General features: G+C 60.8%; 9 protein-coding genes, 4 tRNA genes and 1 pseudogene. 5 read left to right on the forward strand and 9 right to left on the reverse strand.

Features of this window, described 5'->3' with window-relative positions; genetic code table 11:
• Positions 1–102: 102 nt before the first annotated feature.
• From AB5Y64_RS08825 to AB5Y64_RS08835, 3 genes are read right to left on the reverse strand one after another with little or no spacing between them, the layout of a single operon-like run.
• Positions 103–3183: a multidrug efflux RND transporter permease subunit gene (locus AB5Y64_RS08825; protein ID WP_039040660.1), complete on the reverse strand. Its 3081-nt coding sequence runs from the start codon at positions 3181–3183 to the stop codon at positions 103–105.
• 15 nt (positions 3184–3198) lie between these two features.
• Positions 3199–4305 (reverse strand): efflux RND transporter periplasmic adaptor subunit, encoded by a 1107-nt coding sequence (locus AB5Y64_RS08830; RefSeq protein ID WP_039040661.1) that lies wholly within the window; start codon positions 4303–4305, stop codon positions 3199–3201.
• The gene (locus tag AB5Y64_RS08835) at positions 4302–4892 is read right to left on the reverse strand and encodes a TetR/AcrR family transcriptional regulator (protein ID WP_039040662.1); all 591 of its coding nucleotides are present in this window, start codon (positions 4890–4892) and stop codon (positions 4302–4304) included. Before AB5Y64_RS08835 ends, AB5Y64_RS08830 begins: the two co-directional genes overlap by 4 nt.
• A 263-nt stretch (positions 4893–5155) precedes the next feature.
• On the opposite strand from AB5Y64_RS08835, the gene AB5Y64_RS08840 reads away from it, so the two are divergent.
• The 5 genes from AB5Y64_RS08840 to AB5Y64_RS08860 all read left to right on the forward strand — a co-directional run bounded on the left by AB5Y64_RS08840 (position 5156) and on the right by AB5Y64_RS08860 (position 6289).
• Positions 5156–5232 (forward strand) — tRNA-Arg (locus tag AB5Y64_RS08840).
• Positions 5233–5282: 50 nt separating this feature from the next.
• Positions 5283–5358: transfer RNA gene (locus AB5Y64_RS08845), tRNA-His, on the forward strand.
• A gap of 20 nt (positions 5359–5378) precedes the next feature.
• A tRNA-Leu gene (locus AB5Y64_RS08850) sits at positions 5379–5464 on the forward strand.
• A gap of 59 nt (positions 5465–5523) precedes the next feature.
• Positions 5524–5600 (forward strand) — tRNA-Pro (locus AB5Y64_RS08855).
• 170 nt (positions 5601–5770) lie between these two features.
• Positions 5771–6289 carry an RICIN domain-containing protein gene (locus AB5Y64_RS08860; RefSeq protein WP_039040663.1) on the forward strand — a complete coding sequence of 173 codons (519 nt, stop codon included), beginning with the start codon at positions 5771–5773 and terminating at the stop codon, positions 6287–6289.
• Between the two features lie 70 nt (positions 6290–6359).
• Here the strand turns inward: AB5Y64_RS08860 and AB5Y64_RS08865 are convergent, their stop codons facing one another.
• The 6 genes and pseudogenes from AB5Y64_RS08865 to spoT form a co-directional block, all read right to left on the reverse strand.
• The gene (locus AB5Y64_RS08865; RefSeq protein WP_039040694.1) at positions 6360–7163 is read right to left on the reverse strand and encodes a Cof-type HAD-IIB family hydrolase; all 804 of its coding nucleotides are present in this window, start codon (positions 7161–7163) and stop codon (positions 6360–6362) included.
• A 103-nt stretch (positions 7164–7266) separates the two neighbouring features.
• Positions 7267–8307 carry an alpha/beta fold hydrolase gene (locus AB5Y64_RS08870; RefSeq protein WP_039040664.1) on the reverse strand — a complete coding sequence of 347 codons (1041 nt, stop codon included), beginning with the start codon at positions 8305–8307 and terminating at the stop codon, positions 7267–7269.
• Entirely contained in the window at positions 8304–8969 is a 666-nt protein-coding gene (locus tag AB5Y64_RS08875; RefSeq protein ID WP_039040665.1) for a CatB-related O-acetyltransferase, read from the reverse strand. Before AB5Y64_RS08875 ends, AB5Y64_RS08870 begins: the two co-directional genes overlap by 4 nt.
• A complete protein-coding gene (gene trmH, locus AB5Y64_RS08880) occupies positions 8969–9700 on the reverse strand; it encodes a tRNA (guanosine(18)-2'-O)-methyltransferase TrmH (protein ID WP_039040666.1) in 732 nt (243 codons plus the stop codon). The genes AB5Y64_RS08875 and trmH overlap by 1 nt, the downstream gene beginning before the upstream one ends.
• A 31-nt stretch (positions 9701–9731) precedes the next feature.
• Positions 9732–9812, reverse strand: a pseudogene (locus tag AB5Y64_RS08885) (tRNA (guanosine(18)-2'-O)-methyltransferase TrmH); the annotation flags it as partial.
• 107 nt (positions 9813–9919) lie between these two features.
• Complete coding sequence (spoT, locus tag AB5Y64_RS08890) at positions 9920–12037, reverse strand: bifunctional GTP diphosphokinase/guanosine-3',5'-bis pyrophosphate 3'-pyrophosphohydrolase (protein WP_039040667.1); 2118 nt, start codon at positions 12035–12037, stop codon at positions 9920–9922.
• Positions 12038–12169: the final 132 nt, after the last annotated feature.

Raw genomic sequence — 12169 nt, forward strand, 5'->3', positions numbered from 1 at the left:
ATTGAGTGCGGTTTAGTTTAACTGCTTCATGGACTTATGTCGTGTGTCATCCAATGGATAAAAACAAGGCCCCTTTCGGGGCCTTGTTTGTGTGGGCTGGGATCAGTGACCGCCCTTGGCTTTTGCCGGGATGGATTCGTCGAATTCCGGCAGCGGCTTGTGCTCGGATGCCAGGAAGGTGTAGATGACCGGCAGCACGAACAGGGTGAACAGGGTGCCGATGGCCAGACCCGCCACGATGACGATGCCGATGCTGAAGCGCTGTGCCGCCCCCGCACCCGAGGCATAGAGCAGCGGGATAAGGCCTGCGATCATCGCCGCCGTGGTCATCAGGATGGGGCGCAGACGGACCTTGGCAGCCTGCATCACGGCTTGCATCCGGTTCAGACCATGGAGCAGCTGCTCCTCCTTCGCCACCTCGCAGATCAGAATACCGTGCTTGGTAATCAGACCGACCAGGGTGATGAGACCGACCTGGGAGTAGATGTTCATGGTGGCCATGCCCCACGCCAGGGCGATCAGCGCGCCACTGATGGCCAGCGGCACCGACACCATGATGACCAGCGGGTCACGCACGGATTCGAACTGGATCGCCAGCACCAGGAAGATGATGGCCAGGGCCAGGGCGAAGGTGGCGTAGAGCGCATTCCCTTCGGTCACGAACTGGCGGGCTTCACCCATGAAGTCGTAACGATAGCCTTGGGGCAGCTTCTCTTCCGCGGTCGCCTTGAACCAGTTGATCGCATCCCCCATGGCCACGCCCGGTGCCGGCACGGCGCCGATGGTGGCGGAGTTCAGCTGGTTGAAGTGGGGCAGGGCACGGGGCTCTCCCTTCACTTCAATCTTGATCAGGCTGCCCAGCGGGATCGACTTGCCGTCGGCGGCACGCACGTAGTACCCCTTGATGGACTCGGGGTTGAGACGGAACTTGCGCTCCACCTGCGGGATCACCTCGTAGGAGCGGCCATCCAGGTCGATACGGTTGACGTAACCGTCCGCCATCATGGTGCCCATGGTGATGCCGATGTCCTGCATGGTGATGCCGTAGGCACCCGCCTTGTCCTTGTCGATGCTGATCTTCATGGTGGCCGAGTCGTAGTTCAGATCGAGATCCGAATAGACGAACTGGCCGTTGGCCTGGGTTGCCGCCAGCATCTCACCCGCGATCAGGAACAGGCTCTCGAAGCTGTTCGGGGTGGTGATGACGAACTGGATGGGCAGACCGCTCGAGGCCCCCGGCAGTTCCGGGAACTGGAAGGTGGTGATGGCCATCCCGGGGATGTCCTTCACCAGACCGGCGACCCGATCCAGCACCTCTTTCTGGCTCGCTTCACGCTGGCTCCAGGGCACCATGGAGGCGATACCGAACGCCTGGTTGGAGTTGAACACCCCCGAGAAGACCTGGGAGTAAGCGATTTCCGGCTGGTCGTCCAGGACTTTGTTCACGTCCGCCATGGTGTTTTCGATGTAGTCCAGGTTGGCGTTGGAAGGAGCCGTCCCCAGCACCGCCATGACGCCTTTGTCCTCGGACGGGGCCAGCTCGCTCGGAATGAACTTGAACAGCAGCGGCAGGCTGGCGAACACGATGACGGCAAACAGGATGACCACGATGCGCTTTTGCATCACGGCATGGAGCATGGCGTCGTAGCGGGCCGTCATCCGGTCCAGCAGATCGTGTACGGTACGCTCGAACTTGCCGGGCTCCTCGTTGGCCCTGAGCATCTTGGCGCACATCATGGGCGACAGGGTCAGGGCGATGATGCCCGAGACGAACACGGCGCCCGCCAGGGTCAGCGCGAACTCCTTGAACAGGGAGCCGGTGATGCCCCCCATCAGGGCGATGGGCGCATACACCGCCGCCAGGGTGACCGTCATGGCGATGACGGGCACGGCGATCTCCCGGGTACCTATGATGGCGGCCCGGAACGGCTCTTCCCCTTCCTTGATGTGACGGTCGACGTTCTCCAGCACCACGATGGCGTCATCCACCACCAGACCGATGGCCAGCACCATCGCCAGCAGGGTCATGAGGTTTATGGAGAAGCCGAACATGTCCATCATCATCACCACGCCGATGAGGCTCAGGGGAATGGTGATGATGGGGATGATGACCGCCCGGAACGAACCGAGGAACAGGGTGATCACCACCAGTACGATGGCTGCCGCCTCCAGTATGGTCTTGATGACCTCGTGGATGGATTCGTTGATGGCGATGGTGGAGTCATACAGGACGTTCACCTGCATGGTGCTCGGCATGTTGCGCTTCAGGCTCGGCAGCAGCTCCAGCACATCGTGGGCAATGTTGATGGGGTTGGCTGTCGGGGCTGCGTTGATGGCCAGAACTACGGCCTCGCGGCCGTTGGCGCTGGCGCGATAGATGTCGTGGCTCTTCTCCAGGGAGACCTTGGCGATGTCGGAGAGACGGATCACCTTGCTGTCGCGGGTGGCGACCACCAGACGCTTGAGCTCTTCGATGTTGCCGACCTGGGTCTCGGCGTTGCCGTTGAACAGGGTGAAATAGCCGGTGGCCTGGCCGGTCGCGGACTGATAGTTGTTGCTGTTGAGCACCGTCATCACGTCGCTTGAGGTCAGGTCAAAGGCGGCCATCTTGGCCGGATCCAGCCACACCCGCAGGGCGAATTCGACCCCGCCATACAGATCCACTTTGGAGACCCCGCCCACGGTAAACAGCTGGGGCTTGATGACCCGCTCCAGGTAGTCGGTGATCTGGCTGGAATTGAGCTCCGGGCTGGTGAAGCCCATGTAGAGCACCGCCGTGGTGGAGCCGGTGGAGGAGGTGACCGAAGGGTCTTCCGCCTCTTTGGGCAACTGGGAACGCACCGAGTTGACCTTGGCCAGGATGTCGGACAGCGCGGCGTTCGGATCGGTGTTGAGCTTCATGTACGCCGTCACCGTGGAACTGCCCAGCTGGCTCGAGGAGGTCATGAAGTCGATGTTGTCGGCCTGGGCGACCGCCTGCTCCAGGGGCTGGGTGATGAAGCCCTGGATCAGGTCCGCACTGGCGCCATAGTAGCTGGTGTTGACCGTGATGACGGTGTTGATCACCTCGGGGTATTCACGCACCTGCATCTTGAAGATGGCCTGGAAGCCCAGCAGGGCTATCAGGAAGCTGAGCGAGATCGCCAGCACAGGCCGTTTTATGAATATGTCAGTAAATCGCATCGCAGCTCTCCGCGCTTACAGCATCGGGGTTTGTGCCGGAACGGCAAGGGCATCGTTCTCGACCACGTGCACCTTGGTATCGTTGCTCAGGCGAACCTGACCCGACAGCACGATTTGATCGCCAGCCTTGATGCCGGACAGCACATGGACATCGTTGCCGCGACGCTCACCTGCCTTGACCACCACCTGCTTGGCGCGTTTCACGCCGTCAGCCTCGTGAATGACGTAGACGTTCTCGCCATAGAGGGTGAAGGAGATGGCGGACTGCGGGATCACGATCTGGTCCTTCACCGTGGGCAGTATGATGCTGGCGCGGGCGAACATGCCGGAACGGAGCTGGCCGTCGTTGTTCGGGATGTCTGCCTGCACCTGGATCAGGCCGCTCTGATAGTTGACCGCGGGCTCGATGGCCGTGATCTGGCCGTCAAACTGGGTCTGGGGATAGGCATCCACGTTGATCTTGATGGTCTGTCCCAGGGTGATTTTGGAGATGTCGGTCTGGGGCACGGTGAAGCGCAGGCGCATCACGCTGGTGTCTTCGAGGCGCACAATCTGGGTACCCGGTTCCAGATACTGGCCGAGGAAGACGTTGCGCAGGCCCACGGCACCGCTGAAGGGGGCACGCACCTCACGACGGGCGATGGTGGCCTTCAGACTGTCGATGTCCGCCTCCAGGGAGCGGTAGCTTGCCTCGGCATCATCCAGCTGGTCCCGGGAGATGGAATTCTTCTGATAGAGGTTCTTGTAGCGCTCGAACTTGGCCCTGGCTGCCGGCAGCCTGGCCTGGGAGGAGTTCAGATTGGCTTTTTCCACACTGGAGTCCAGGCTCAGCAGCAGTTGATCCGCTTTGACATGTGCCCCGGATTCGAACCGGATGCTGTCGATGGTGCCTGACAGCTCGCTGGAGAGGGTGACCCCCTGGTTCGGCTCGATGAAGCCGATGGCTTCAATGGTGGGGACCCAGTCCTGCGCCTTGGTGACCATGGCGGTGACCGGGAACTCGGGCTCGGGCCGATTGGCCATGAACTCTGCAATCTTCTTCTGCTTGAACATATTGAAGCCGATGACACTGCCAAACAGGGCGAGTGCTATCAGCAACATGATGGCCATCCACTTTTTCATGAACAGGCTCCTGTGATGGAAACATTAGGGTTTAAAATGGCATTCCAGCTGGCCCGGATGACCGTCTCCAGCTGTTCCTGCGTCAATTCGAAATCGTGAACCCGGCGCTGCTGTGCCAGGTTGGCCACGCAATCCAGACTCAATGCTTGCAACACCAGAATGGGGAGATCGATGAAGAGTCCCTGTTGGCGTCCTTGCTCAAAGAAGCGCTCAAGTGGCGCCCACGTCGCCATTATGACCGGATCCCGCTCCAATTCAGCCCCCAATGGAGAACTTTCGTACTGCAATTTGCACTTGAGTGCATTGGGGTAGCTGGTGAAGATGGCATCGATGTTGAGCCAGAGGCGTCGATACTGCTTATAGGACACCTCTTCTATCTGCACACCTTCCATGACCAGGGGATGAAACTTGAGGATAGTGTGCTGATAGAGCTGGCGGATCAGGTCATCCTTGTCGCTGAAATAGCGATAGATGGTACCTGCCGCCACCTTGGCTTTCTTGGCGACCACGGCAATGGAAAGGCCGTAGAAGCCCTGCTCGCCGAGGATCTCGTGAGCTGCTTCGAAAATGCGTTCTTTCTTATCCATGGTTATCAGAGGTCAACGACTGAATGAACGTTCATTCATTCTAGGTGGGCGCAAAGGCAAGTCAAGCATTGCCCATCATCTTTGACCCTATGGGGTGAGGGATTCAAAAAGTAGTGGGGAATTGCTGGATCCAGCCTGAACAAAACAAAAATAGTTGAAAAGGGTCGGAAGTGATTGAAAAACAGGCACTTGATTCTTTGTGTCAAAAAAAGAGTAGACAAGGTCGGCATCATCATCAATAATGCGCCCCGTTCGACAGCGTAGCGCCCGTAGCTCAGCTGGATAGAGCGCTGCCCTCCGGAGGCAGAGGTCACAGGTTCGAATCCTGTCGGGCGCACCATCAAAAGTGCGCCGGTTAAACGGGCGTGTTGAAGAACGAAAACAGCTGTGGTGGCTGTAGCTCAGTTGGTAGAGTCCCGGATTGTGATTCCGGTTGTCGTGGGTTCGAGCCCCATCAGCCACCCCATTTTACAGCTTGTCAGGTACGCGAAGGTGGCGGAATTGGTAGACGCGCTAGCTTCAGGTGTTAGTGCCCCCCGGGTGTGAGGGTTCGAGTCCCTCTCTTCGCACCATACTTGCTGTATGACGAGGATGACCAGATGGTCATCTTTGTGTTTTTGGAATACCCCCTCGGTGATTAGCGCAGCCCGGTAGCGCATCTGGTTTGGGACCAGAGGGTCAAAGGTTCGAATCCTTTATCACCGACCACATTTGAAAACCCCGCTCAGGCGGGGTTTTTGCTTTTTGGTGTTTCTCTTCCGCTTTTTCCTGTCACGTCTTTTTACACTTCTTCAGGCGCCTGTTCGCCACGAGTTCGGTATGCTGGGCCCGGAGCCGCGAGACAGGGGACGCTCGGGCACGGACCAGATACAAGGCCTATGCATCACCATATCACTTCTCTTCAACTCTCCGTGCTGGCCATGGCCGCACTGCTGCTGGGTGGCTGCGCCCTGCAGCCAAAACCGGAAGATCTTCTGATGGGCGCCGCCCCCAAGCCAAAGGCCGAACTCGAGGCCACCTTGGTGACCAGTGGTGGCTTCTGCGTGACCCTGAGCGAGCAGGGCCGTCTGCTGACTCAGCCCTGCGATCAGCAATCGAACCAGTCATTCAGCTGGGATGTCGGTGCCCTGCAACTGGCCGGGGATTGCCTGGTCGCCAAAGGGGAGGATGATCTGGGGATGGAGGCGTGCCGGGAGGAGAGCCATCAATGGCTGTGGCAGGGGGATCGTCTGTTCAATCGGCAGGTGTCACTGTGCCTGGATGTGGCGGGTCGCCGTCACAAGCCCGCCGTCCCCCTGCGCCTCGCCGAATGCTATGGCGGCGCCAACCAGAGTTTTGAGTGGACGCCATCCGGCACGCTGTTGAACCGTCTGGTGCGCCCAGCTCTGGCGTGGTGACAAGAGAGCGAGAAACAAAAAGGGTGGCCACATGGGCCACCCTTTTTCGATCCGCGATGGGGATGCCTTATCAGCGGGTCTGGGAGGCGAACAGTTTCTCCAGATAGACGGCAACGCCATCTTCATCGGAAGTGAGGGTCTGTTCATGCTCTGGCAGGGCCTGTTTGAGGCGATCGTGGGCGTTGCCCATGACGACGCCACGGCCCACCATGCTCAGCATCTCGAAGTCGTTCATGCCATCGCCAAAGGCCACTGCCTGGGACATCTCCAGCCCGTGCTGCTCCAGCACGGCGCGCACGGCATTGCCCTTGTGCACGCCGGCGTGCATCACCTCGAGGCAGTCAGGCAGGGAGAAGGTGACGTTGATCCGATCACCATATTGCTGGTTGAGGTGCGCCTCTATCTTCAGCAGCTTGTCGTGGTCGCCGATGTAGAACACCTTGTTGACCCTGTCCTTCGGGTGGTTGGCCAGATCCGCCAGGCGGTAGCTGAAGCCGGAGTCGTGATGGAACTGCAGCAACCAGGGCAGCTCCTCTTCCACCAGCCACTCGTCGCCGTAGTAGACGTTGATGTGGATGGAGGGGTCGCGCTCGAGGGCGATCAGTTCGGCCGCCACTGTGGCCGGCAGTGCCTGGTTGTAGACCAGCTGGTCCTGCTTGTCGTGCACCACGGCGCCATTGGAGGTGATGAGGTAGATATCCAGCCCCAGCGCATCGCGGATGCTGCGCACGTCCACGTGATGGCGGCCGGTGGCGACCACGAATTTGACGCCCTGATCGACCAGACGGTGCAGGGTATCCCGGGTGCGGGAGGAGATCTGGTGCTGCCCGTTGAGCAGGGTACCATCGAGATCGGACACAACTACCTTGAACATCATTACCTCGACTTCAATTGAACGCCGGGGGAGTGTACCCCAGCGTCTGCCGTCACCCCATTTATTTAGGGATCCAAAAAATAACCAGCCCCTTCTGGTCGCGTCAGTAGCGCGCGAAGAAGGCCAGGGTTGCATTGAGCGCGGCCTGGCGCTGGGGATCCGCCTCGATGAAGAGCTCGTGCCAGGCCCCGTCGATGCGCAGCGGCTTGCTCCCTTCACATTGGGCCTTGGCGCAGAAGGCCTCCTGGGCGGCGTTGTCCACCACGCTGTCCTCACCGGCCTGCAGCAGCAGCAGCGGCGTCTTGATGGCGCCGGCGTCGGCCACGGCCGCGTCCGACCCTGTGATGGCCTGATGGATCCAGTGGGCGGTGGCACCCCCCAGCCTGACCTGGGGATGCTGTTCGTAGATCTGGCGGAAGGCCTGATAACGCGCCGTGCTGTGGGTCAGCTCGTTGTCGGCAAAGCCGTGATCCTCATAGGGTCCCTGACCCGGGCCGTAGGGGGGCTCGCCCACCCAGCCGCCGACCGTGCCGATGGTGGCCGCCAACCCCTTGGCCAGCCACTTGGGCAGGCCGCCGAGGTTGATGCCCATCATGGGGGAGGAGAGCACCGCCGCCTGGATGTCGTCCGGCCAGCGTTCCAGATAGCGGGCCGAGATGGCCCCCCCCATGGAGTGGGCCAGCAGGAACAGCTTGGCGGGTTGGTCCTGGGCGATCACTTCGTCATGAAACTGTTTGAGATCGGCGACATAGTCGTCGAACTGGTCGACATATCCCTTCTCTTTGTCGGCCAGCATGCGGTCTGACATTCCCTGGCCGCGATGATCGATGAGGTAGAGGCTGTAACCCTGGCGCCAGAGATCCCAGGCCAGCTCCTGATACTTGAGGTAGCTCTCAACCCGGCCGTTGACGATGAGGATGGCGCGATCGATCTTGGGCTGGCGCAGGGCGGCATAGCGGAGGGTGACCCCGTCCTTGCCCTGGAACTCCCCCTCGACGGCATGCTGGCGCCAGAAGTCGGGCAGGGTCTGCTGATAGAGGGCGGGGACGTCGGCTTCAGTGGTCAGCTGGTAAGGATTGTTCACGGCAAGGGCTCCGGCAGAAAACAGGGTCAGGGCCAGCAGGGAAAGGGAGGCAGGTTTCATCGGGCAAGCTCCTCGCGCCAGTGGTGGTAGAGCGCAGTGATATCGTTCGAGCAGAGCAGGGGCATGGCGGCTTGCAGGCTGGGCAGCGGCCAGTCCCACCACTGCATGGCTTGCAGCATGGCGACCTGCTCCTCGTCAAAGCGGGGGCGGATCGGCTTGGCCGGGTTGCCGCCCACTATGGAGTAGGGGGCCACATCCCGGGTGACCACGGCCCGGGTGGCAATGACGGCGCCATCGCCGATGGTGATGCCGGGCATGATCATGGCTTCCGAGCCGATCCAGACATCGTTGCCGATCCGGGTGTCTCCCTTGCGCAGAAAACCGTCCTGCACGCCATCACCGAAGCGGGCGGCATCGAAGGGGAAGGTGGATACCCAGTCCATCCGGTGACCCTGGTTGCCCGCCAGCATGAAGGTGGCGCCGGAGGCGATGGAGCAGAACTTGCCGATGATCAGACGGTCAACTTCCTTACCCCACTGGCCACTGTCCCAGGACTCTCGCGTCGAGCCATCGCCGAGCAGGTAGCGCACGCAATGATCCTCGAACGGCTTGCCATGGTAGTAGCCGGAGTAATAGCTGTACTCCCCGGCCTCGATATTGGGGTTGGTCAGATGATCCCGTATGACCTGGGATTCCAGCCAGCTGCCGAACGGATTCTCCATCACTGATCCTGCCATTCATCTTCTTCCTGTTGTGCGGCCCATCCTTTGCGCGTCAGCTGCATCTGCTGCCACCAGCGTTCGTCCGCCAGGATCTCGCCGGCCGGACCGAGCTGGGGGTAGGGCATCTCTTTCTCCTTGCAGAGCTGGGCATAGACGGGATAGCCCCCCTCGAACAAGATGGTGTTCTGCTCTTCCAGGCTGAGTGGACAGCCGCGCTGATAACAGCCGGCCAGTTCGCGCTGGCGCTGGGCCTCGTAGAGGATGGCGGCGGCGGCCACCGAGACATTGAGGGACTGCACCATACCTACCATGGGGATGACGATATGGTGATCGGCCAGGGCCAGCGCCTCTTCGCCGATGCCGTGCTTCTCCTGGCCCACCAGGATGGCGGTGGGTCTGGTGTAGTCGATGGCACGAAAGTCCACGGAGCTGTCGGAGAGGTGGGTCGCCAGGATCTGCATGCCGGAAGCTTTGAGTTCGGCCACCGCACTGCCGATGTCCGGGTGCAGCTTCACGTCCACCCAGTTCTGGCTGCCGCGGGCGGTGCCCTTGCGCTTGTGGATCCAGCTTTTGGGCCAGACCGCGTGCACCCTGTGGATGCCGATGGCATCGGCGGTGCGCACGATGGCGGCCAGGTTGTGAGGTTTATGAACCTCTTCCATGCAGACGGTCAGGTCGAGCTGGCGCTGGGCCAGCATGTCGGTGATGCGCTTGAAGCGTTCAGGAGTCATATCAGTTTCTATGTCGTGAGGCTTGTGCACGCATCTCTTGCATGCAGACGGTCAAATCGAGCTGGTGTTGGGCCAGCATGTCGGAAATGCGTTTGAAGCGTTCAGGAGTCATGTCGGTTTCTATGTCGTGAGGCCGGTGCATGCAACAAGGCTGGTGGCCTGCGGCATGGGGCCCTGGGTATCTCTTGAAAAGCAGCAGGCGGCTTGCGCCGCCTGTGTTCAGTTTTTCTGTCGGCTCACCCTGAGCACGTTGGGCATGACCCGGATCTTGCGCATGATGTTGGCGAGGTGGATCCGGCTCTTGGTGGTGATGAGCAGGGTGACCACATAGACCCGGCCATCCTTCTCCTCGGTGCTGATGGCGTGGATGTTGGCGCCGGTGGCGGCAATCACGTTGGCCAGCTCCGCCAGGGCGCCCTGGTGGTTGACGATCTCGATGCTGATGCCGGTGCGGAATTCCTGCTCTTGCTCCTTGTCCACCTCCCACTGCACCGGCAGGTATTTGTCCGGTTCGCGGCTGTAGCCCTTGATGTTGCGGCAGGACTCCTGGTGGATCACCAGTCCCTTGCCCGGGCTGATGTGGGCGATGATGGCGTCCCCCGGGATGGGGCGGCAGCAGTTGGCGAAGGTGACCAGCATGCCGTCGGCACCCTTGATCGGCATCTTCTTGCTGGTGGATTTGGGCTGCTCTTCCGGCGGCAGCTCATCCCCCAGCATGCGGCGGGCCACCATGACGCTCATGGCGTTGCCAAGGCCCACGTCGGCCAGCAGCCCCTGCAGGTTCTCGTGTTTGGTGTCGGCCAGCACCTGCTTGACGCGGGCTTCCGGGATGTCTTCGATGTTCTTGGCGCCCAGCGCATGGTTGAGCAGGCGACGACCCAGCACCACGGACTCTTCGGTGCGCAGGTTCTTCAGGAACTGACGGATCTTGGAGCGCGCCTTGGTGGTCACCACGAAGTTGAGCCAGGCCGCGTTCGGGCGGGCGCCGGGGGCCGTGATGATCTCCACCGTCTGACCGGAGTGCAGCGGGCTGCTCAGCGGATAGGGGTGGCGGTCGACCCGGGAACCGACGCAGGCATGACCGATGTCGGTGTGCACCGTGTAGGCGAAGTCCACCGGGGTGGCGCCGGCGGGCAGCTCCATGATGCGGCCCTCCGGTGTGAAGACGTAGATCTCGTCGGGGAAGAGGTCGGTCTTGACCCCCTCGATGAACTCGAAGGAGCTGCCGGCGCTCTGTTGCAGCTCCAGCAGGCTCTGCATCCAGCGCTGGGCGCGGATCTGGGCCGTGGTGCCCGAGCTGTCCCCATCCTGCTTGTAGGCCCAGTGGGCGGCGACGCCCTTGTCGGCCATCTGGTCCATGAACTCGGTGCGGATCTGCACCTCCACCGGTACCCCGTGGGGGCCCACCAGGGAGGTGTGCAGGGACTGGTAGCCGTTGGTCTTGGGGATGGCGATGTAGTCCTTGAAGCGACCGGGGCGCGGCTTGTAGAGGCTGTGCATCTGCCCAAGCACCCGGTAGCAGGTGTCTATGTCTTTCACTCTCACTCTGAAAGCATAGATATCCATCACTTCGTGGAATTGCAGTTCTTTCTTCTCCATCTTGTTGTAGATGGAGAACAGGTTCTTCTCGCGTCCGCTCACCTGGGCATCGATGCCGGCTTCCCGCAGACGCCCCTCAATCTCGCTCTGGATGGAGTCGATGATCTCACGCCGGTTGCCACGGGCGCGGCGTACCGATTCCCGCAGTACCCGGGAGCGCATGGGGTAGAGCGCCTCGAAGCCGAGCTCTTCCAGCTCGTTCTTCATGGTGTGAATACCGAGGCGGTTGGCGATGGGGGCGAAAATCTCGAGGGTTTCCCGTGCGATGCGGCGGCGCTTGTCCGGCCGCAAAGATCCCAAGGTGCGCATGTTGTGGGTGCGGTCGGCCAGCTTGATCAGGATGACCCGGATGTCCTGGGTCATGGCCATCATCATCTTGCGGAAGTTCTCGACCTGGGCTTCCTTGCGATCGCGGAACTTCAGCTTGTCGAGCTTGGAGACACCGGAAACCAGCTCGGCGACGGCGTTGCCAAACTGCTCGGCAAGATCGTCCTTGGTGACAGGGGTATCTTCGATGACGTCGTGCAGCACGGCAGCCATCAGAGTCTCGTGATCGAGGCGCATGTCGCCCAGGATGCGGGCCACGGCAACGGGATGAGTGATGTAGGGTTCGCCACTGGAACGCATCTGTCCCTGGTGAGCATCACGGGCTACCACATAGGCTTGCCTGAGCTTCTCAACCTGCTCGGGTGGCAGGTAGGAACTGGCTATTTCTTTAAGATTTTCAAATAAATACAAGACAGTCCCCGCAGCGGTTAAACGGCAATCCGTGAAATTGAGGGTATGCCCTCGAGTTTGCGAGGTTTTCGAGCGGTTGTAAATGGGGAGAACAGCCGGCACCCGGGCGGGCGCCGACTATGGGAAGCGACT

The organism is Aeromonas sp. R5-1 (genome assembly GCF_040908265.1).
GTDB lineage: Bacteria > Pseudomonadota > Gammaproteobacteria > Enterobacterales > Aeromonadaceae > Aeromonas > Aeromonas caviae.

Excerpts from the sequence above, each read along its gene's own strand:
- AB5Y64_RS08825 (WP_039040660.1), bottom strand. The coding sequence starts at position 3,183 with ATGCGATTTACTGACATATTCATAAAACGGCCTGTGCTGGCGATCTCG.
- AB5Y64_RS08830 (WP_039040661.1), bottom strand. The coding sequence starts at position 4,305 with ATGAAAAAGTGGATGGCCATCATGTTGCTGATAGCACTCGCCCTGTTT.
- AB5Y64_RS08835 (WP_039040662.1), bottom strand. The coding sequence starts at position 4,892 with ATGGATAAGAAAGAACGCATTTTCGAAGCAGCTCACGAGATCCTCGGC.
- AB5Y64_RS08860 (WP_039040663.1), top strand. The coding sequence starts at position 5,771 with ATGCATCACCATATCACTTCTCTTCAACTCTCCGTGCTGGCCATGGCC.
- AB5Y64_RS08865 (WP_039040694.1), bottom strand. The coding sequence starts at position 7,163 with ATGTTCAAGGTAGTTGTGTCCGATCTCGATGGTACCCTGCTCAACGGG.
- AB5Y64_RS08870 (WP_039040664.1), bottom strand. The coding sequence starts at position 8,307 with ATGAAACCTGCCTCCCTTTCCCTGCTGGCCCTGACCCTGTTTTCTGCC.
- AB5Y64_RS08875 (WP_039040665.1), bottom strand. The coding sequence starts at position 8,969 with ATGGAGAATCCGTTCGGCAGCTGGCTGGAATCCCAGGTCATACGGGAT.
- trmH (WP_039040666.1), bottom strand. The coding sequence starts at position 9,700 with ATGACTCCTGAACGCTTCAAGCGCATCACCGACATGCTGGCCCAGCGC.